The following is an 18,468-nucleotide window of genomic DNA, read 5'->3' as shown; positions in this document are numbered from 1 at the left end:
GCTCAACCTGCTGGCCGAGCCGCCGCGACGGCAGTGGAAAGCCGCCCGGCATCGGCTGCGGGAAGCGGTACGTAGCGCGCGCCCATCGCCTCGGCGATGCGCTTGGCGAAGGGGTGCGGACGTGGCGCAGTATCGACCAGCAACGCGGGGATGCCTGCATTCCGGATCGGGACCGCAGCGCTGAGCGCGTCCTCCTCGGCGGCGGGCCGCCCTGGCGTGCCGTCCCGCGCGATGTTCGCACGGCCATCGGTCAGCAGCACCAGTAAGGGCGTCCGTCCGCGCCGCGCCGCCTCCGTCGCGATGGCGGCGGCGGCATCGATGCCGGCGGCCAGCGGTGTAGGGCCGCCGCCCGGCAGACCGGCGAGGCTGCGCTTCGCCCGCACGAGCGACGGCGTCGGCGGCAGCAGCACGTCGGCGCCCCTGCCGCGGAATGCGACAACCGCCACCTGGTCACGGCGCACGTAGCAGTCGGCCAGCAGCATCTCCACCGCGCCCTTCGCCTCTGCCAGCCGGTGCAACGCGGAGGAGCCGGATGCGTCCACGACGAAGATCGCCGTCGTGCCGGCCTTGTGACGGAAGCGACGGAGGCGGATGTCCTCCTTGCGGACGCGAATGGGAGGACCGTGAGGGTTCTCGCGACGCCTGACGGCCTGCCAGGGTGCGGCGTTCCGCAAGGTCTCCACCAGCGCGAGCCGATCACCGGATCGGAGCTGCCCGGCACGCGTGCCCACCGGACGGCCGCGCCGCGCCGCGTTGCGCCGCGCGCCCGCCTTGCCATCGGTAGCCGATCGACGCCGTGCCGCCTCCCTCAACTGCAGGGCCTCGAGCAGTCCGGAAGGCAGCGCAGCCTGCGCTGCGGCGACCAGCATTTCCTGCAGCTCCTTGGGATCGGGCCCGCGGTCCGGCTCCTTCTGCTCGCTTTGGTCATCCGGCGGGGGCGGCGGCTCGGGCGGCGGCTCGGCCGACTCCTCGGTCGGCACCATGGTGGCGCGCGGCGCCAGCACCAGCCGGGCGGCCAGCTCCGCATCCTCCTTCGTAACCCTCGCACGGCCCGCCAGTGCGGCCGCGGCGCGTGCCGCGCGCAATGCGAGAAGAGGTGCTCGCAGATCGTCTATGCCGAGCGACGCAGCGGCCCCGCACATCGCCTCAGGGAGGTCGTCCCCGGCCTCGACATCGGGCAGGAGAGCACGCGCGGCCAGGATGGGTTCAGCGGCCAGTGCCGGCAGACGGAGTCCTGTCAGGTCCAGATGGAACGCCAGCCGTGCCCGTAGCGATGCAGGCGCCACCTCCTCGGGCGCGACGCCCTCGTCCAGCGCGACGAGGGCGAAGCGCGATGGCAGGTTGTCCGATAGACCATCGCGCTGCACGGCGACCTGACCGGAGTCCATGACGGCGGCGATGCGGGCCGCGGTGGCAGCTTCGAGGCGCTCCGCCATGGCGGCGACAATGATGCCGCGATCCGCCTCTGCCAGGATGCCACGCTCGGCCACGGGACGTCCGGCCGCAAGCGTCGCCGAGAGATCGAGGCCGCCCAGCAACCGGCTGTCCGGCACGCCAAGCGGCAGCCGCCGCCAGGGCGACGCCGCTGGCAGGCCTGCGCGCAGCACCGCCAGCCATGCATCGCGGGCAGGCCCTGCGGGGGCACGCAGCACGGCACCGCCCAGACCGACCGGATCTACCGCTAGCAGCAGGGCGGCCTGCACAGCATCATCTGCGGGCTGAGGGCCCGCCTCTGTGCTCACGGTGGCAGGACCTCGGCCAGGGCGCGCTCCACCCGCGTGCCAGCCACGGCCTCGTCAAGCGGATCGCGGCGCAGACGATGGCGCAGCGCCGGTGCGGCAACGCGCCGCAAGTGCGCAACCGTCACCTCGCGATCCCCCTCGAGCGCCGCCAGCGCACGCGCCGTGCGCATCAGCGTCAGTTCGCCCCGCAGGCCGTCCGTACCGAGGGCGAGACATAGCCGGGCCGCGGCCTCAAGAGCAGCATCGGGCACGGAGACCTTTGGCAGAAGGCGGCGCGCCGCGAGGATACGCGTGCGCGTCGCTGCTTCCTCCTTCGCCCAGGCGGCGGTGAAGCGCTTCGGATCCCGGTCGAAGAGGTCCCGGCGTCGTACCACCTCGATGCGAGTCGGGAGGTCTCGCGGCGTTCGCACCTCGACGGCCAAGCCGAAGCGGTCCGTGAGCTGGGGGCGCAACTCGCCCTCTTCGGGATTGCCGCTGCCGATCAGCACGAAGCGGGCAGGATGCCGGACGGAGATGCCTTCGCGCTCGACCACGTTCTCGCCGGAAGCCGCCACGTCGAGCAGGAGGTCAACAATGTGGTCCTCAAGGAGGTTCACCTCGTCGATATAGAGGAAGCCCCGATGGGCCCGAGCGAGCAGACCGGGCTCGAAAGCCTTCACCCCCTCCGCCAGCGCGCGCTCGATATCCAGCGCACCGGTCACACGATCCTCCGTGGCGCCGAGCGGCAAGTCGACGACCGGAACCGGTACGCTGATGGCAACGCGGCGCGCAGCCGTGCGGCAGGCCTCGCAAAGATCGCCGGGCTTCGCCGGATCGCAGGCGAAGGGACACCCCGCGACGGCCTGCATCGGCGGCAGCAGGGCTGCCAGCGCCCGCACAGTCGTCGACTTGCCTGTACCGCGATCGCCGAAGACCAGGACGCCGCCGACCGACGGATCGACGGCCGAGATCAGCAGCGCGAGCTTCATCTCGTCCTGGCCGACGATGGCCGAGAACGGGAAGACAAGGCGGCTCGGTCGCGCCGGCGCCTTTCGTCCCGTCCTGCTCTGTGCCGCTGCGATCGAACCGCCTTCGTTCGCCACGGCCCCTCCCCTAGGGCCCGTGGCGTCCATCAGGCGGCCCGCCTAAGGCTGAACTGGGACCACACTGCCTCAAGGCTCGTGACAAGATGGTCCATGTCGGCATCGGTGTGCACTGGACCAGGCGTGATGCGCAGACGTTCGGTACCGCGGGGCACGGTGGGATAGTTGATCGGCTGCACATAGACGCCGTAGCTGTCGAGCAGGATGTCGCTGATCCGCTTGCACTGTACGGGGTCGTAGACCATGACCGGCACGATGTGGCTCGGGTTCTCCAGATGTGGAACGTGGATCTCGTCAAGTCGGCGCCGCAGGGTCCGGGCGCGTTCCTGCAGCGCATCACGCTCCGTCGTGCTCTGTTTGAGGTGCTGGATGGCAGCACGGGCGCCCGCGGCGACGGCTGGCGGCAAGGCCGTGGAGAAGATGAAGCCGGAGGCGTAGCTGCGGACAAAATCCACCATCGCCGCGGACCCTGCGATGTATCCGCCGATGACGCCGAACGCCTTGGCGAGCGTGCCTTCGATAACGGTCACACGATGGGCGACGCCGTCACGCTCGGTGATGCCGCCGCCCCGCGGACCGTAGAGGCCCGTGGCGTGCACCTCGTCGCAGTAGGTCATCGCGCCGAACTCGTCCGCGGCATCGCAGATCGCGGCAATCGGGGCGACATCGCCATCCATGGAGTAGACGCTCTCGAAGGCGACCAGCTTCGGCGCATCGGCTGGCACCTCGGAGAGCACGCGCCGGAGATCCGCGACGTCGTTGTGGCGGAACAGGCGCCGCTCTGCCCGGCTGTGGCGCATGCCCTCAATCATCGAGGCGTGATTCATCTCGTCCGAGATGATCACGCAGCCCGGCATGCGCGACGCCAGGGTCGAGAGCGTCGCCCAGTTGGACATGTAGCCCGAATTGAACAGCAACGCGGCCTCTGTGCCATGCAAATCGGCCAACTCGCGTTCCAGCAGGACATGCGCGTGGTTCGTGCCGGAGATGTTGCGCGTGCCGCCGGCCCCGGCGCCGTAGCGGTCGAGCGCTTCGTGCATGGCCGAGAGAACCTTCGGATGCTGCCCCATGCCTAGATAGTCGTTGGAGCACCACACTGTTACTTCCCGAGTCTTCCCGGCATCGTGGCGGACCGCACGCGGGAATGCGCCTGCTTGGCGTTCAATATCGGCGAACACGCGATAGCGTCCCTCGCGCCGCAGCCCGTCGAGTTGCGCCCGGAAGAAGCTCTCGTAGTTCATGTCGGTCCCCACTTCCATGTTGGCGCCACCTGACGCCGACCTTCTCGCGGCGGCAAGGCACGATGCGCAGTCTCGCAGGTCGCCAGGTGGATAGGTTTGATCGTGATCAATCGGATCGTCATCAGGCCGCACTCGACGGCTGCGGCCGGCTCTTCTGCTTCACGTCAGGACGCGCGGCGAGGCCCCATTTCCAGAGCGCATCCGCCGAGAACGGGAGCACCATGAAGACATGCTCCAGCAGCCCCAGCGCGACCAAGGTGGCAAGCAGCGTGAACCCGACGGCCTCATGCCGTGTCGCATCGGGTGACAGTGCCGCCAGCGCCAGCAGGACGCAGGCGGTTGCGCCAGCGAGCACCGACACCGGGAAAAGGGCATTCATCGGCCGCCGCGCAAAGAAACTCTCGAGATACCGCAGGTGGTCCGGAAGGAAGGCTTCGGACAGGTTTCGCACGCCCAGGAAGACGTTGAGCTTGGCGCTCTGTCGCATGGCCCAGAAGGCGAGGAATGTCCAAGTGCCGATCCTGTTGGGTGCGTCCCACGTCAGTAGAACGATCGCCCCGGCCATCGCGATGATGGCAAGCTCATGCCAGAGGATCGCGGCGAGCGCAGCGCGCAGGCGCGGCCATCCTCGCAGCGTCGAGGAAATCGGCGTGCGCCGCGGGCCGGTGACCAGGCCAGTAAGGAAGGCGATCTCGATCCAGGCCCAGCACAGCACCCCGCAAACGAAGCCGAGCCACGCGCCGGCGGCACTGGTGTCCCAGGCCAAGGCGTGCAGGCCGAATAGCCCGACCAGCAACAGCGTGGTCGCACCCAGCATCGTCCAGCGGAAGGTCTCCCGCCGCAGCCCATCCAGGTAGATGATCAGTCCCGTGCTGAACCACCACACCAGGAGCGTGAAGACGGCGGGAAGCCCGTAGTCGGCCATGCTGCGCTCGTCCCTACCAGGCCGGCGACAGACGGGCGTCGTCCGGCAGAGCGTGGCGGCGCGGACGCAGCAGGAAGAGCCTTCCGAACACAGCGGCTGCCATTGCCGACAAGCCGACCCGCTTCGCCTTGCCCACCACGCCACCTTGAGCCTTGGCCCGGTTCATCGCCTCCGCAATGGCATTCAGCCGTTCGAGGTTCCGGAGGAAGGCGGGGTTGTCGATGTCGAGCGTATCCGGGAACGCTTGCCGGCAGATCTCCTCGGTGATGCGGAAGACGCGCATGTCGTAGTCCGTCGCGTCCATCCCAAGAGCCTTGTGGAACTCCGGCCGTGCATGGTCACGCACGTACATTGTCGCGAAGACGGCAAGCTGGAAGAACCGCGCCCAGTAGCGGTTCACGCCCTTCACGAGATCAGGGTTGGCACGCATCAGCAACGCGAACGCCTCGCCATGCCGGAACTCGTCGTTGCACCACTTCTCGAACCACTTGAAGATCGGATGGAAGCGCAGTTCTGGATGCCGCTCGAACTGACGGAAAATAGTGATATAGCGCGCATAACCGATCTTCTCGGAAAGATAAGTAGCATAGAAGATGAATTTTGGCTGGAAGTAATGATACTTCTTTGCCCTAGTCAGAAATCCCAGATCCACACCGACATTCATGTCCTTCAGCGTGTCGTTGATGAAGCCGGCATGCCGGGATTCATCGCGCGCCATGACGCCGAACAGATCCTTCATGTCCGGATTCTTCACGCGCTTCTTGATCTCGGCGTAGAGCACACAACCCGAGAACTCCGCCGTCACGCTGCTGACGAGAAATTCCAGAAACTCCTTCTGCAGCGGCTCGGGCAGGGTGTTGAGGTCGAAGGCATCGAACTCTTCGGTCCGAATGAAGTGGCCCTTGTTCGGGTCGGCGTGGAACTCCGCCATAAGCTTGTCCCACTGCTCGCGGACGCTCTCGACGCTGATCGAGTCCATCGCAGCGAAATCGGTCGTGTAGAACCTCGGGGAAAGCACAGTCTCCGTCATGGCGAGCTTGGTGCTTTCCGACGAGGAGGAAGGCCGCCCGGCCGGCGTCACCGCGTTCATGCAACCTCCTTCGGCTCGAAGCCGCAGTGATAGAGCTCGGTCAGTTCGAACAGCGCGGACCACTGGGTCCAGAACCGCTCGATCGGACCGGCCCTGTAGACCGTCGCGGTCGTCGCGAAAGAGATGCGCTCGCCGAAGTCGATATGGTCGGGCGCACCGTGCACCAGGACGCGGTCGCCAGGCCGAAGGTCGATTCCCTCCGGGATCGCGTTCGCATACAGGAACTCGGCAGTCCTCTCGATTTCCACTGTGCAGGGCACCTCGACGGTTCGACCGCCGAAGATCGCCCGGCCCACTCCCCAGTGGTCCGTCATGGCGTCCTCACTCCTCTGTTGCCAAGAGACGCAGGAAGGCTTCGGCATTCGTCCGACCGAAAGCGTGCAGTTCCATCGTGTTTCCGTTGGCGATGTCATGCAGGGTGATCCGGCCGTCGGGCCAGACACTCAAGCGGAATGGCACGTCAGGGCCGACATCGGAGATGCGCCGCTGCCGCCCGAGCCCGCGCATGGCGCCGCGTACGAATCCCTCCGTGCCAGGCTCCACGACTTCGACTTGACGCCCGGTCCGGGCATCAGTCACCACCACGGCACCGTCCGCCCGATCCGCGAATCGAAGCTCTCGAGTCGCCGTCGGCAGCATGCCGCTGACGGCAGGATCCAGCGGTGCCCTGTGACCCAGGGTCGCCAGCATGAACGTGCCGGCGACCACCAGGCCCGTACCGAGGACCATGCCGCGAGGCAGACGTCCGGTCCGAAGAAGCGCGCTCCCCATCGGTCGCTCCTTCACGCCATTGCTTCGGCGGTCGGCTGCGCCGACCGGTCCTCGACCCGGGCGCTGACGGGCCTAACGGGTAGCGCAGCCGCCAACGCCAGCGCCCTGCCGAGTATCTGCGCGACCTTCTCGGGCTCGGGCAGGGCACGCAAGGTCGGCTGTGGCTTCGACACGTGCCAGGAACGCGTGTGGGGCCAGAGCGCAATCCAGGATACCCGGTGGGGCGCCATCACCTCGAGCGCGATATCGCCTGTTCCATCGGCATGCTTTGCGAGGCCGGCACGTCCGATCAGGGCGAACGGAACATTGACGGTCAGCGGCAAGGCCACCCCGGTCCGGATCACGACGCGGCGCGACGTGATCGTGTAGAGCGTGTGCCTGGCCGTCGCCCAGCCATAAAGCGCCAGCAGGCCGACCGGGACCGCCCCGAGCAGCAGCACGAGAGCCACGGCCTGCGCCACGTCCAGGCCATCCCCGCCAGCCGCGTTAACCGCAACCGCACGCCACAAAGCGAGTGCCAGGAAGTAGATGGACAGCCAGCGCAGATGCAGGGCTCGCCGGGCCAGACCACCAAAGCCAGGCGCACCCTGCCAAAGGATCACTTCCCCGGCTGGCAGTGGCCCGGGCAGGCCGGGCACTGGCTCCGTGTCGTGCTCGCTGAAGACCGGACGACTGGGCTCGCTCATAGGAACGGCTCGCTCGCACCCGGCTCACCGTGCAGCTCGCCGCCACCGAAGTAGCCGCTAATGCGATCCTCCTCGCGGAGTGTCACCCGCTCGGGGTGCGCCGTCACCGGAGCGGCGGCGATCTGGGCCGACGAGGCAGTGTCGCACTTCACCGGACCGTCGCCACTCCAGTGAACGAGGCCCAGGGGAATCAGCACGCGCTTGCCACTTCCAACGACTTCGACCTCGACGTAGCGGAGGAGCACATCGGACTTGTCCACCCACAGGTCCACGACCGTGCCGGCGATCTTCTTGTCGGTACCGAAGATCGGCCGACCACGGATCTCCGGGTCACCTTCTGGAACGTACCAGCCCGGCGCCGCCCGCAGGGGCACGATCTTCGCCTCCGCCTCATCCCACGTCAGGTCGGGCGTATCCGCGCGCAGGGAGTAGGAGGCCGCACCCACGCCCGTCTGCATGGGATCGCCGGTGGGAACCTGTGACGCACCCGGGAACGGATCGTAGGCCTTCAACAAGGAGCTCATGTCGCGCTCGGCGCGTGGGCCAGGCGCCATGACCGCGCCGTGCCCGTGCGCGAGACGGAAGGTCTTGGGCTCGGGCGTCGCTGGAAAGCCTTCGATGGGGGCACGCAACTCGCGCCCCTCACGATCGGAAATCAGCGGGTAGCCTTCTCGCTTCCCCTCCCGGTGCAGCCACAGCACAAGACCGAGAAAGAACGCATAGAATAGGTAGAGCGACAGCGCTGCCAGGTCCTGGAAGACCGAAGTTGGGGCTGACGTCATGGCGGACCTCCGTATGACCCTTCAGACGTGGGCGGACCCGGCGATGCCGGATCCCGGTTGCGGTCGCGAACGGGGTGCACCCGTGCCTCGCACGAGCGGTCCGACCACGGCCAGGGTGAAGAAGAGCAGCGCGATCTCCGCTGCATAGACGACGAGATAGCCGGTCGCGGGGCCGGACATCGCCTCCCCAAGCGATCCTTGCTCTGCAAGGCCGCTGAGCACATCGCGCACGACACCGCCCGTCGCGATGGCGAGTCCAGCCGCCGTTGCCTGCACCGCTCCCCAAACGCCAAGTGCGAGGCCGATCTGGTTCTGCGGTGCGACCCGCATGCAGGATGTCAAGGTGGCATGCGCGAAGAGCCCACCTCCCAGCCCGATGCAGAGGGAGCCAAGTGCAAAGAGCGGGGTGTACTCCATCACACCGGACAGGATCACCATCGCAAAGGCGAAGATGCCCATGAGCGATCCGTAGGCAGCCAGACGATGCGCGTCGGCCCCGCGCGACAGCCATCGAGCGCCAGCGATGAAGCCGAGCGCACTGCCGCCTGCCAGAAGTGCAGTCAGGCCCGTCGTCGCGCCTACGCTCAAGCCGAGAATCTGCCCCCCGTAGGGCTCCAGCAACACGTCCTGCATCGCGAAGCCGGCGAAGCCGAGAGCCGCTGCGAACAGCCGACGGTTCCACGGGCCGCTCGCGCGCAGGGTCCTGAAGCTCTCGAGGAATCCCGGATCGCCATCCCGCGCGCCCTGCGTGCGATCGGGATTGCGCGGTTCCTGCTTCCACATCGCGATGAAGTTCAAGATAAGCGTCGCAGCCGCGCAGCCCTGAATGACCTGGATCAGCCGGAGTTGGCTAAACTCCGCCAGCAGCACGCCAAACAGCAGCGCCGACACGACCATGCCGAGTAGCAACATGAGCGACAACACGGCAACCACGTTCGGCTGCGACTTCTCCGGCGCCAGATCGGTCGCCAATGCGAGACCGACCGTCTGCACGGTGTGCATGCCGGCGCCGACACAGAGGAAGGCGATGGCTGCCGACAACTGCGCAGCCCAAGGCGGCGCCCAGGTGTCACCCGACAGCACGATCAGCGCAAACGGCATCATGGCGAGCCCTGAAAACTGCGCGATGCTGCCGAGCCATATGTACGGCACGCGCCGCCAGCCCAGTAGCGACCGGTAGTTGTCGGACTTGAAACCGATCAAAGCACGCAAGGGCGCGAAGACCAGAGGAAGCGCAAGCATGCTTGCCACCAGTCCCGCCGGCACCTTGAGCTCCACGATCATGACCCGGTTGAGCGTGCCGATCAGCAGCACCGCCATCATGCCGCAGGAAATCTGGAAGAGTGACAGGCGCAGCAGGCGCGACCACGGGAGCTCTCTTGATGTCGCGTCCGCAAAAGGTAGCAGATCGCTGCCCACCCGGGTCCAGATACGCGCCATTCGAGCCTCGATGCGATTCATCGACGGCACAGCTCCAACGCGTGGGACGTGTAGAAGCCAGAAGCGATCCGGCGGTGCCGACCTGCCGAGAACCCAGTCAGACCAGGCTCCCGCGCGATCAGTCGACGCAACTGCGCCTCTCCGACAGGTACGATAGAGGGTGCCCGGTCGCCGCGGGGAAAGCAGCGACCCACGGCATGCATGGCCGTCAGCAGGGGCGTGCGTGGCGCGAAGGTGAATGTGATCGAACACCCGGTCCGCTCTGCCAGCCCGGTCAGAACGTGGACCGTGTCCCTGGGCTGGTAGTGGATCAGACTGTCCATCGCGACGACATGGTCGAAGCGCCCAAGTCCCGGATCGAACATGTCGCCCGCCAGGAAATCGATACGGCCAGGACCGGCAATGATGCCTGTCCGCTGCTTGGCGATCTCGATCAGCCCCGGCGCGATGTCGACGGCGACGACGTGCGCCCCTCGCCTTGCCGCTTCGAGCGCCAGTGCCCCCGTCCCGCATCCGCCATCCAGCACCCTTTTGCCAGTCAGGTCGCCAGGCAGCCAGGAAAGCAGCGTTGCGCGCATCGCGTCGCGCCCGGCCCTGACTGTTGCGCGAATTCCCGACACAGGAGCATCGGACGTCAGGCGCTCCCATGCAGGCAGCGCGGTGCGATCAAAGTATTCGTGCAGCTCGCCACGGCGCGTGAGATAGGTGGCTGTCGGCATCAGTCGAAACCCAGCAGGTCGAAGATCTCACGATCCTTGAGGGGCGCTGCTTCGAGCGGGGCGACGCCGGCCAACAGCGTGGCTGCCAGGCTGAGGTACTCGTCCTGCGCCGCCTTCACTTCCGCAATCGTCTCGTCCATCTGAAACAGGCTCTTCTTGGCGAGCCGTGAGCGTCGGATCACGTCGAGATCCGGGAAATGCGCAAGCGTTCTCATGCCGGATACGGCATTGAACTTCTCGATCTGATCGGTGTCCTTCGACCTGTTCGCAATGACGCCGCCCAGGCGTACGCCGTAGTTGGCCGACTTTGCCTTGATGGCAGCAACGATCCGGTTCATTGCAAAGATGCTGTCAAAGTCGTTGGCGGCCACGATCAGCCCGCGATCGGCGTGCAACAAAGGTGCGGCAAACCCGCCACAGACGACGTCACCAAGCACGTCGAAGATGACGATGTCCGTCTCCTCTAGCAGGTGATGCTCCTTCAGCAGCTTCACTGTCTGGCCGACAACGTATCCGCCGCACCCCGTGCCCGCCGGCGGGCCGCCAGCCTCGATGCAGAGCACACCGTTGTAGCCTTCAAACACGAAATCCTCAGACCGCAACTCCTCCGCGTGGAATCCGACTCCGTCGAGCACGTCGATCACCGTCGGAATCATCCGACCCGTGAGCGTGAAGGTGCTGTCGTGCTTCGGATCGCAGCCGATCTGCAATACGCGCTTGCCCAGCTTCGTGAAGGCGACGGACAGGTTGGACGAGGTGGTGGACTTCCCAATGCCACCCTTGCCATAGATGGCGAAGACGGTCGCGCCGTCGATCTTCGCGCCCCCGTCGGCATGCACCTGGACCGACCCTTCGCCGTCGCCCAGCCGCGAGACGCTGGTGTTGGGCGGTGGTCTCATGATCACGGTCATGCCGCCATCTCCACAGAAATGCCCTCGAGCCGATCCTCCAGCTCCTCGCCCGCTAGCCGGAGCGCCTCGATGGTCTCGTCACTCGGCTGCCAGTACCGTCGCTCGTGCGCCTCGATCAGCCGGTTGGCGATCCGGACGGACGCTGTCGGGTTCAGCTTTGCGAGACGGCTCCTCATCTCCGGATCCAGCATGTAGGTCTGTGCCAGTTGCTGGTAGATCCAAGGCGCCACTTGTCCCGTCGTGGCGGACCATCCCATCGTGTTTGTCACCTGGGCTTCGATCTGACGCACTCCCTCGTAACCATGGGCCAGAAGGGCCTCGAACCATTTCGGGTTCAGCGCGCGCGTACGGGTTTCAAGGGCAACTTGTTCAGCTACGGTCCGTATCGTGCCCTCGCCACGCGTCTGGTCGCCGACATAGACCGCAGCCTCTGCGCCGTTGCGGGCACGGCGCACGGCGCGGCTGATTCCACCCAGCGTGTCGAAATACTGATCAATGGTTGTCAGGCCGACCTCAACGCTGTCGAGGTTCTGATACGTGACCTCGACACTCCTGAGCAGATGCGAAAGGACCGTGTCGTGCCGTGCCGGCTTGCCGTCCACGCCATACGCGTAACCTTTGCGTCGAACATACGTCTCGGCGAGTTCGTCCTCGTCGGTCCAGACACCGGCGTCAATCATGCCGTTAACGTTCGAGCCGTACGCGCCGTCGGCGTTGCCGAATACCCGCAGCGCGGCTTGCTGGATGTCACCGCCATGCTGCGCCTGATAGGCGAGTGCGTGCTTTCGGACGAAGTTCTGCTCAGGCGGCTCCGCCGCCTCGGCGGCCAGCAATGCTGCCTCCGCCAGCAGCCGCGTTTGCAACGGGAGCAGATCGCGGAAGATGCCGGACAGCGTCACCATGACGTCGATGCGCGGACGACCAAGCTGATCCAGAGGGATGAGCTTCGCGCCCGAGACACGGCCATAGCTGTCGTGACGTGGCTCCGCGCCCATCAGCCAAAGCGCCTGGGCGATCGGGCCTCCCTCGGTCTTCAGGTTGTCCGTGCCCCAGAGCACGATCGCGACAGTCTCCGGAAGGCCCTTGCCCTCGGCGGTATGGCGCGCCAGCAGACGATCGGCCTGCCGCGCGCCGTCGCGCACAGCGAACGTAGAAGGAATCTTGAAGGGATCGAAACCGTGCAGGTTGCGCCCTGTCGGCAGGACAGCCGTGGTGCGTAGCAGGTCGCCGCCCGGCGCTGGTCGGATGTAGCCTCCATCGAGGGCGTGCAAGATGGCGGGCAACTCCGGATCCGCGGCGAGCAAACTGTCCAGTCGCGCCCGCTCGGCCGGGTCAGTGACTCCGGCGGCGTCAAGTGTCTCGGCGCGTTGTTGCCGGCTGAGCACTTCGCCGATGACGTGCAAGCCGTGCGGAATGAGCGTGTACTCGAGCTCAAGCAGTGCTTCGGTGAGAGAGACGACCTGAGCCTGCAACTCGTCCGCGGTCCAGGCTGGCTCGCTCGGCGCAAGGTCGACAGCCGCCGCCTGCGCCTGGACAAGCTCCGCCAGGGACTGCCGGACTGCCTGGTCGCAGTCCGGATCGAGCCCGCGCCAGCGGTCAAGCGACGACTTGAGATCCAGGAGGCCACGATACAGCCCTGCATTCGCCACCGGCGGAGTCAGGTAGGAGATCAGCGCCGCTCCTGCCCGCCGCTTCGCGAGCATGCCTTCCGAAGGGTTGTTTGACGCATACAGGTAGAAGTTGGGCAGTTCGCCGATAAGACGGTCAGGCCAGCACTCGGCGGAAAGGCCCGCCTGCTTGCCCGGCATGAACTCCAGCGCACCATGGGTGCCGAAGTGCAGGACGGCATGCGCGCCGAAATCCTCACGGATCCAGCGATAGAATGCACTGAACGCGTGCGTCGGCGCGAATCCGCGCTCGAAGAGCAGGCGCATCGGATCGCCTTCCCAGCCGAAGCCAGGCTGGATGCCGATGAAGACGTTTCCGAAGCTCGCGCCCAGCACGTGAATGCTCGCGCCATCCGACTGCGCGCGACCGGGCGAAGGCCCCCACTGACGCTCAATATCGGCGAGGTGCTTCTCGCGCCGCACATGGTCGTCGGCGCCGATGCGGGCCGCGACGTTGGCGATGGCGCCGAATTGCTGGGCGTTGCCGTGCAATACACGGGCACGGAGCGCATCCACGCTGTCCGGCACGTCCACCTGATAGCCCGCAGCTTCCATCGCGCGCAGGGTATTGTGGAGCGACTCGAACACGCCGAGATAGGCGGCCGTGCCGATGTTTCCTGCATTCGGCGGAAAGCTGAACAGCACCATTGCGATCTTGCGGTCCCGTCGGTCAGAGCGCCGCAATGCGACCAGCCGGGCCACCCGTTCTGCCAGCCGATCTGCTCGCTCAGGGTGCGCGCGCATATCGCGCTGGCACGAGACGCCATCGCAGCCAGGGCAGCTCTTGCCGGACGAGTCGGCTCCGCACCGCCCGCCATAGGTCATCGGCCAGATACCCCCGTCGAGTTCGGGAATAGCCACCATCATCGTAGCTTCAACTGGCAGCAGTCCGCGCGGATCGGCTTGCCATTGGCGCATCGTCTGGAATTCCAGCGGATGCGCGCTGATGTATGGGACGTCCAGCCTGGCGAGCAGCTCCTCGGCTGCATGCGCGTCGTTGTAGGCGGGCCCACCGACGAGCGAGAAGCCCGTGAGCGAGACAACGGCATCGACGTTCGGCACGCCATGCGCGGTGAAGTACCGCTCGATTGCAGGACGGTTGTCGAGGCCTGAAGCGAAAGCCGGAATCACACGCAGGCCTCGCGCCTCCAAGGCTCCGATCACGCCGTCATAATGCGCTGCATTTCCGGCGAGGACGTAGCTGCGCATGATCAGCAGACCGACAGTTCCGGCATCACCTGAATTCGGCAGCTGGTTCAGACGCTCCGTTACGCGATCTGCCAGCTGCGGGTGGTAGAGCCCGACCTCAGGATAGTGCACCGGCGGTGCAACCTTCAGGGTGCCCACTAGACCCGCCCGCGGCCCGGACGCATAGCGATTGACCAGCAGGCGGATCATGTTGCCGAGATTCTCCCGGCTTCCTGCCAGCCAGTACTGCAGCGACAGGAAATAGGCCCGCACGTCCTGGGCCGTTCCCGGAATGAAGCGTAGCAGCCGGGGCAGTTCGCGTAGCATCTTCATCTGGCCTTGGCCCGACGAGCCGCTGCCCTTCTTCGATCCGCGCAGCTTCTTCAGGAGGCCCATGATTCCGGTCGCCTCGGCGCCCATGTCGAAGCGGCCGATGCGAGTCAGCTTCATCACCTCGCCGGCTGAGAGCATGCAGACCATCGCATCGCACTGCTCGCGACGCGCGCACAGGGCAGGCAGAACCGCCTTGATGTGATCTTCGAGGAACAGCATGGCGGCCACCACGATATCGGCGCGCGCGATCTCCTGATGGCAACGGGCAAGGGCTGCAGGGTCGCCCCCCCATTCATCGGCGGCGTGCACGGTCAATTCCAACCCCGGCATCTGGCGCCGGAGGTCAGTCCGTGCATGCAGCATCGCCCCCGCCAAGTGGCTGTCCATCGTCACGACCGTGACGCGGATGGGTGTCTCAGCGGGCAAAGTGGGCTTTTGCGTCATACAATGTCTCGAGCGTGATGGTCGCGATCCCCCGTTCGGCAGCGTATCGCTCCGTGTTCCGTCGCGCCTTCCCACGTACGAAGAACGGAATCTTTCTGAGCTCCCTCTCCGCGTCCGAGCCCCAGGACACAGGATCGCCCGCAGCGGCGTGGGGAGTCACCGCTGCGGGCGCGGGCAAGGGCGGCGCGGCGGGCGCCCCCCCGATGCCCAGCTCTGACGCCGCGTGCTTGCCACCGAGGTGGGACGGCGCGGCGCCGTCATGGAATTCGAAGTCCTCGCGGAACATCGTCAGCAGATGCTCCTCCAGGCCCATCATGAGGGGGTGAACCCAGGTATCGAAGAGTACGTTTGCACCTTCGGCCCCCATCTGCGGTGAGTGCCGGGCCGGGAAGTCCTGAACATGCACAGGGGCCGAGATCACCGCGCAAGGAATACCGAGCCTCTTTGCGATGTGGCGCTCCATCTGGGTGCCCAGCACGAGTTCCGGCTGCAGGGCGATGATAGCCTGTTCGACGTCCAGGTAGTCATCGCTGATCAGCGGCTCGACGCCGTAGGACTTCGCTGCTTCCCGGATCTCGCGAGCGAACTCGCGACTATATGTGCCGATGCCGACAACCTCGAACGCGAGCTCGTGCTGCGCGACGTGAGCCGCGGCCACGGCATGCGTCGCATCTCCGAAGATGAAGACGCGCTTGCCCGTGAGATAGGTGCTGTCCACTGAGCGCGAGTACCACGCCATGCGCGACGCAGTTTCCTCGGCAGCGGCTTGAACGCCAGCAAGCGCCGCAACCTCGGCCACGAAGCGCCGCGTCGCATCCAGCCCGATCGGAACCACCGTCGTCGCAGGCTGCCCAAAGCTGCGCTTCAGCCATGCGGCGGCCTGGCCCGCGACCTCGGGGTACATCACCACATTGAAGTCGGCTTCCCCGAGCCGCGCGAGATCGGCGGGCGTTGCGCCCAGCGGCGCCACGATCAGGACCTCAATGCCCATTGTCTCGAGCAGGCCCCGGACTTCTGCAACATCGTCGCGATGTCGGAAGCCAAGCGCAGTTGGGCCGAGCAGATTGCAACTCGGGGCACGGCCGGATGCGCGCGGCGGCCGCTTCATGCCGGGCGGCAACGCGTGTGGTCCTGCCATGGCACGGACGAGTTGGTAGAAGGTCTCGGCGGCGCCCCAATTCTCCTTGCGTTGGTAGGCGGGCAGTTCGAGCGGAACCACCGGAATTGGCAGGCCGAGTGTCCTGGCCAAGCCCCCGGGGTCGTCCTGGATGAGCTCCGCAGTGCAGGATGCGCCGACAAGCATCGCTTCCGGCCGGAAGCGCTCATAGGCATCGCGAACGGACGCCTTGAAAAGCTCGGCCGTATCGCCGCCAAGGTCGCGCGCTTGGAAGGTCGTGTAGGTGACGGGGGGCCTTTCCGCGCGCCGCTCGATCATGGTGAACAGCAGGTCGGCGTAGGTATCGCCTTGGGGCGCATGCAGCACATAGTGGACGCCGCGCATCGCGGTCGCGACGCGCATTGCACCGATGTGCGGAGGCCCTTCGTATGTCCAGACGGCAAGCTGCATCGCTACCGCTCCAGCCGCGCACGACGATCGAGCGGGCGCGCAAACAGTGCGGCGAGATCGCCGGCCTGGTCGTATCCCTGAATCGGCGTGAAGACGAGCTCGATTGACCACTTGGTCGTCATGCCCTCGGCTTCCAGCGGATTGGCGAGCCCAAGCCCACACACCGTCAGATCGGGCATTGCAGCCCGGCAGCGGTCGAGCTGCCTCTCGACATGCTGTCCTTCGGACAGCAGCACGCCTTCAGGCAGCAGCGCGATCTCCTCCGCCATATGAGCGCGGTGCAGATAGGGCGTACCGACCTCGATTGGGGTCATACCGAGCTCGCGTGCCAGGAAACGCGCCAGCGGGATCTCAAGCTGACTGTCCGGGAAGAAGAAGATCCGCTTTCCATCGAGCTTGGCACGATGCCCTGCACAAGCTGCGCGAGCACGGGCCTCGCCCGGCCCGGTAACCGCACGGATGCGATCGTCGCCACATCCCCAGGTCTCGGCAGCCGCGCGCAGCCAGGCGGTAGTGCCCTCCGCCCCAAGCGGAAAGGGTGCAGCGATCCGTATCGCGCCACGCGCCTCCAGGGCGCGTGCCGTGTCACCCAGGAAGGGCTGCGCCAGGATGTAGCGTGTGCCAGGCCCAATCGCCGGGAGCTCTGCTGCACTACGGCCCGGAAGGAAGCGCACCGGGCCGACACCGAGCGCGGCGAAGTGGCGCAGCAGTTGATCCTCCACCACCTCGGCGAGAGCACCCACGACGAGTAACGATCGCGCGGTGCCTGGCTCCTTCGGCATCTCCCCGACCAAGGCGGCAAGGCAGGCATCTTCGCCCTGGGTGAATGTCGTCTCGATGCCACTGCCGCTGTAGTTCAGGACACGCACCTTTGGCGAGAAGCGCCTCGACAGGCGCTGTGCGGCGCGAGACAGATCGAGCTTGATGACCTCGGAAGGGCAGGAGCCGACAAGGAACAGCATGCGTATGTCAGGGCGCCGCTCGATGAGGCGAGTCACGACGCGGTCCAACTCGTCATTGCAATCCGCCAGCCCCGCGAGATCGCGTTCGTCGATAATTGCGGTGGCGAAGCGCGGCTCGGCGAAGATCATCACGCCCGCAGCCGATTGCAGCAGGTGAGCGCACGTGCGGCTCCCCACGACCAGGAAAAAGGCATCCGGCATCTTGCGGTGCAGCCAGACGATGCCGGTGAGGCCGCAGAATACCTCGTGCTGCCCCCTTTCCCGCAGCACCGGCGGCGTGATGCAACCGATGTCGGAGGGAAGGCCGTTGGGACTGGCACTCATGTAGTGCGCATCCCTCCCATGGAGTCGACTCGGGCTTCCTGAAGACGCGCGGCGCGCAACTTCATCACGAACTGTGCCGCGTTCACCACGTAGGCCGCATAGGCGGCCAGGGCGAGAAGCATCTGCCAGTGCGCCCCACCCAACCCGGCAAACACTGCGCCCAGGTAAGCCGTGTGTAGCGCCAGGACGAGCATGCTGAACATGTCTTCCCAGTAGAAGGCCGGCGCGAACAGGTAACGACCGAAGACTTCCTTCTCCCAGATGCAGCCTGTGATCATGATGGTGTAGAGCACCGCGGTCTTCGCCACGACGGACGAGGTCGCGATAGCGAAGCCTTCTCCCGTGGCGAGATAGCGCAGTACCAAGGCCAGGCTGACCAGGAAGACGACGAACTGGAGCGGGGCCAGGACGCCCTGCACAAGGGTCCAGGGCGACCTGTCCCGCCGGACGCGCTCCTCAGGGGTGTAGAGCGGCGGTGGAGTGTTGGTGCGTGGTAGGCGTCGCCCCGCGGCGGCTCCCCATGGAGAGCTGTCGAAGAGGTCGAAGAGACCGGCTGGACGGCGCGCTGTAAGCATCGCTTGACAACTCCGGGTC

General features: G+C 66.3%; 16 protein-coding genes. All 16 read right to left on the bottom strand.

The window, feature by feature from the left end:
- Positions 1 to 2: 2 nt before the first annotated feature.
- On the bottom strand, positions 3 to 1,703 hold the full coding sequence (locus tag OZN99_RS00715) for a magnesium chelatase subunit D (RefSeq protein WP_270933238.1): 1,701 nt from the start codon (positions 1,701 to 1,703) through the stop codon (positions 3 to 5).
- Between the two features lie 35 nt (positions 1,704 to 1,738).
- On the bottom strand, positions 1,739 to 2,824 hold the full coding sequence (bchI, locus tag OZN99_RS00710) for a magnesium chelatase ATPase subunit I (RefSeq protein ID WP_270933237.1): 1,086 nt from the start codon (positions 2,822 to 2,824) through the stop codon (positions 1,739 to 1,741).
- Between the two features lie 29 nt (positions 2,825 to 2,853).
- Entirely contained in the window at positions 2,854 to 4,065 is a 1,212-nt protein-coding gene (gene hemA / locus OZN99_RS00705; protein ID WP_270933268.1) for a 5-aminolevulinate synthase, read from the bottom strand.
- A 121-nt stretch (positions 4,066 to 4,186) separates the two neighbouring features.
- Positions 4,187 to 4,990, bottom strand: a complete 804-nt coding sequence (gene puhE / locus OZN99_RS00700) for a putative photosynthetic complex assembly protein PuhE (RefSeq protein WP_270933236.1) — start codon at positions 4,988 to 4,990, stop codon at positions 4,187 to 4,189.
- A gap of 13 nt (positions 4,991 to 5,003) precedes the next feature.
- Positions 5,004 to 6,080: a magnesium-protoporphyrin IX monomethyl ester (oxidative) cyclase gene (acsF, locus tag OZN99_RS00695; protein ID WP_270933235.1), complete on the bottom strand. Its 1,077-nt coding sequence runs from the start codon at positions 6,078 to 6,080 to the stop codon at positions 5,004 to 5,006.
- Positions 6,077 to 6,394, bottom strand: a complete 318-nt coding sequence (locus OZN99_RS00690) for a hypothetical protein (protein WP_270933234.1) — start codon at positions 6,392 to 6,394, stop codon at positions 6,077 to 6,079. Before OZN99_RS00690 ends, acsF begins: the two co-directional genes overlap by 4 nt.
- 7 nt (positions 6,395 to 6,401) lie before the next feature.
- Positions 6,402 to 6,851 (bottom strand): photosynthetic complex assembly protein PuhC, encoded by a 450-nt coding sequence (gene puhC / locus OZN99_RS00685; RefSeq protein WP_270933233.1) that lies wholly within the window; start codon positions 6,849 to 6,851, stop codon positions 6,402 to 6,404.
- Positions 6,852 to 6,862: 11 nt separating this feature from the next.
- Complete coding sequence (gene puhB, locus OZN99_RS00680; protein WP_270933232.1) at positions 6,863 to 7,537, bottom strand: photosynthetic complex putative assembly protein PuhB; 675 nt, start codon at positions 7,535 to 7,537, stop codon at positions 6,863 to 6,865.
- Complete coding sequence (gene puhA / locus OZN99_RS00675; protein WP_270933231.1) at positions 7,534 to 8,319, bottom strand: photosynthetic reaction center subunit H; 786 nt, start codon at positions 8,317 to 8,319, stop codon at positions 7,534 to 7,536. Before puhA ends, puhB begins: the two co-directional genes overlap by 4 nt.
- A gap of 21 nt (positions 8,320 to 8,340) precedes the next feature.
- Positions 8,341 to 9,780 carry a PucC family protein gene (locus tag OZN99_RS00670; RefSeq protein WP_270933230.1) on the bottom strand — a complete coding sequence of 480 codons (1,440 nt, stop codon included), beginning with the start codon at positions 9,778 to 9,780 and terminating at the stop codon, positions 8,341 to 8,343.
- Positions 9,777 to 10,478 (bottom strand): magnesium protoporphyrin IX methyltransferase, encoded by a 702-nt coding sequence (gene bchM, locus OZN99_RS00665; RefSeq protein ID WP_270933229.1) that lies wholly within the window; start codon positions 10,476 to 10,478, stop codon positions 9,777 to 9,779. Before bchM ends, OZN99_RS00670 begins: the two co-directional genes overlap by 4 nt.
- Positions 10,478 to 11,389 carry a ferredoxin:protochlorophyllide reductase (ATP-dependent) iron-sulfur ATP-binding protein gene (gene bchL, locus OZN99_RS00660; protein WP_270933228.1) on the bottom strand — a complete coding sequence of 304 codons (912 nt, stop codon included), beginning with the start codon at positions 11,387 to 11,389 and terminating at the stop codon, positions 10,478 to 10,480. Before bchL ends, bchM begins: the two co-directional genes overlap by 1 nt.
- Positions 11,386 to 15,021 carry a magnesium chelatase subunit H gene (locus OZN99_RS00655; RefSeq protein ID WP_270933227.1) on the bottom strand — a complete coding sequence of 1,212 codons (3,636 nt, stop codon included), beginning with the start codon at positions 15,019 to 15,021 and terminating at the stop codon, positions 11,386 to 11,388. Before OZN99_RS00655 ends, bchL begins: the two co-directional genes overlap by 4 nt.
- Complete coding sequence (gene bchB / locus OZN99_RS00650) at positions 14,993 to 16,588, bottom strand: ferredoxin:protochlorophyllide reductase (ATP-dependent) subunit B (protein WP_270933226.1); 1,596 nt, start codon at positions 16,586 to 16,588, stop codon at positions 14,993 to 14,995. Before bchB ends, OZN99_RS00655 begins: the two co-directional genes overlap by 29 nt.
- 2 nt (positions 16,589 to 16,590) lie before the next feature.
- Positions 16,591 to 17,874, bottom strand: coding sequence for a ferredoxin:protochlorophyllide reductase (ATP-dependent) subunit N (locus OZN99_RS00645; RefSeq protein WP_270933225.1), 1,284 nt, complete (start codon positions 17,872 to 17,874; stop codon positions 16,591 to 16,593).
- Complete coding sequence (gene bchF, locus OZN99_RS00640; protein WP_408611790.1) at positions 17,871 to 18,449, bottom strand: 2-vinyl bacteriochlorophyllide hydratase; 579 nt, start codon at positions 18,447 to 18,449, stop codon at positions 17,871 to 17,873. Before bchF ends, OZN99_RS00645 begins: the two co-directional genes overlap by 4 nt.
- Positions 18,450 to 18,468: the final 19 nt, after the last annotated feature.

Origin of the sequence: Falsiroseomonas oryzae (genome assembly GCF_027856955.1) — a bacterium.
Classification (GTDB): Bacteria; Pseudomonadota; Alphaproteobacteria; order Acetobacterales; family Acetobacteraceae; genus Falsiroseomonas; species Falsiroseomonas oryzae.
Note: the sequence above shows the minus strand (reverse complement) of the source record. Positions and strands in the feature narration are given on the sequence as shown.

Excerpts from the sequence above, each read along its gene's own strand:
- hemA (WP_270933268.1), bottom strand. The coding sequence starts at position 4,065 with ATGAACTACGAGAGCTTCTTCCGGGCGCAACTCGACGGGCTGCGGCGC.
- puhE (WP_270933236.1), bottom strand. The coding sequence starts at position 4,990 with ATGGCCGACTACGGGCTTCCCGCCGTCTTCACGCTCCTGGTGTGGTGG.
- acsF (WP_270933235.1), bottom strand. The coding sequence starts at position 6,080 with ATGAACGCGGTGACGCCGGCCGGGCGGCCTTCCTCCTCGTCGGAAAGC.
- OZN99_RS00690 (WP_270933234.1), bottom strand. The coding sequence starts at position 6,394 with ATGACGGACCACTGGGGAGTGGGCCGGGCGATCTTCGGCGGTCGAACC.
- puhC (WP_270933233.1), bottom strand. The coding sequence starts at position 6,851 with ATGGGGAGCGCGCTTCTTCGGACCGGACGTCTGCCTCGCGGCATGGTC.
- puhB (WP_270933232.1), bottom strand. The coding sequence starts at position 7,537 with ATGAGCGAGCCCAGTCGTCCGGTCTTCAGCGAGCACGACACGGAGCCA.
- puhA (WP_270933231.1), bottom strand. The coding sequence starts at position 8,319 with ATGACGTCAGCCCCAACTTCGGTCTTCCAGGACCTGGCAGCGCTGTCG.
- OZN99_RS00670 (WP_270933230.1), bottom strand. The coding sequence starts at position 9,780 with ATGAATCGCATCGAGGCTCGAATGGCGCGTATCTGGACCCGGGTGGGC.
- bchM (WP_270933229.1), bottom strand. The coding sequence starts at position 10,478 with ATGCCGACAGCCACCTATCTCACGCGCCGTGGCGAGCTGCACGAATAC.
- bchL (WP_270933228.1), bottom strand. The coding sequence starts at position 11,389 with ATGACCGTGATCATGAGACCACCGCCCAACACCAGCGTCTCGCGGCTG.
- OZN99_RS00655 (WP_270933227.1), bottom strand. The coding sequence starts at position 15,021 with ATGACGCAAAAGCCCACTTTGCCCGCTGAGACACCCATCCGCGTCACG.
- bchB (WP_270933226.1), bottom strand. The coding sequence starts at position 16,588 with ATGCAGCTTGCCGTCTGGACATACGAAGGGCCTCCGCACATCGGTGCA.
- OZN99_RS00645 (WP_270933225.1), bottom strand. The coding sequence starts at position 17,874 with ATGAGTGCCAGTCCCAACGGCCTTCCCTCCGACATCGGTTGCATCACG.
- bchF (WP_408611790.1), bottom strand. The coding sequence starts at position 18,449 with ATGCTTACAGCGCGCCGTCCAGCCGGTCTCTTCGACCTCTTCGACAGC.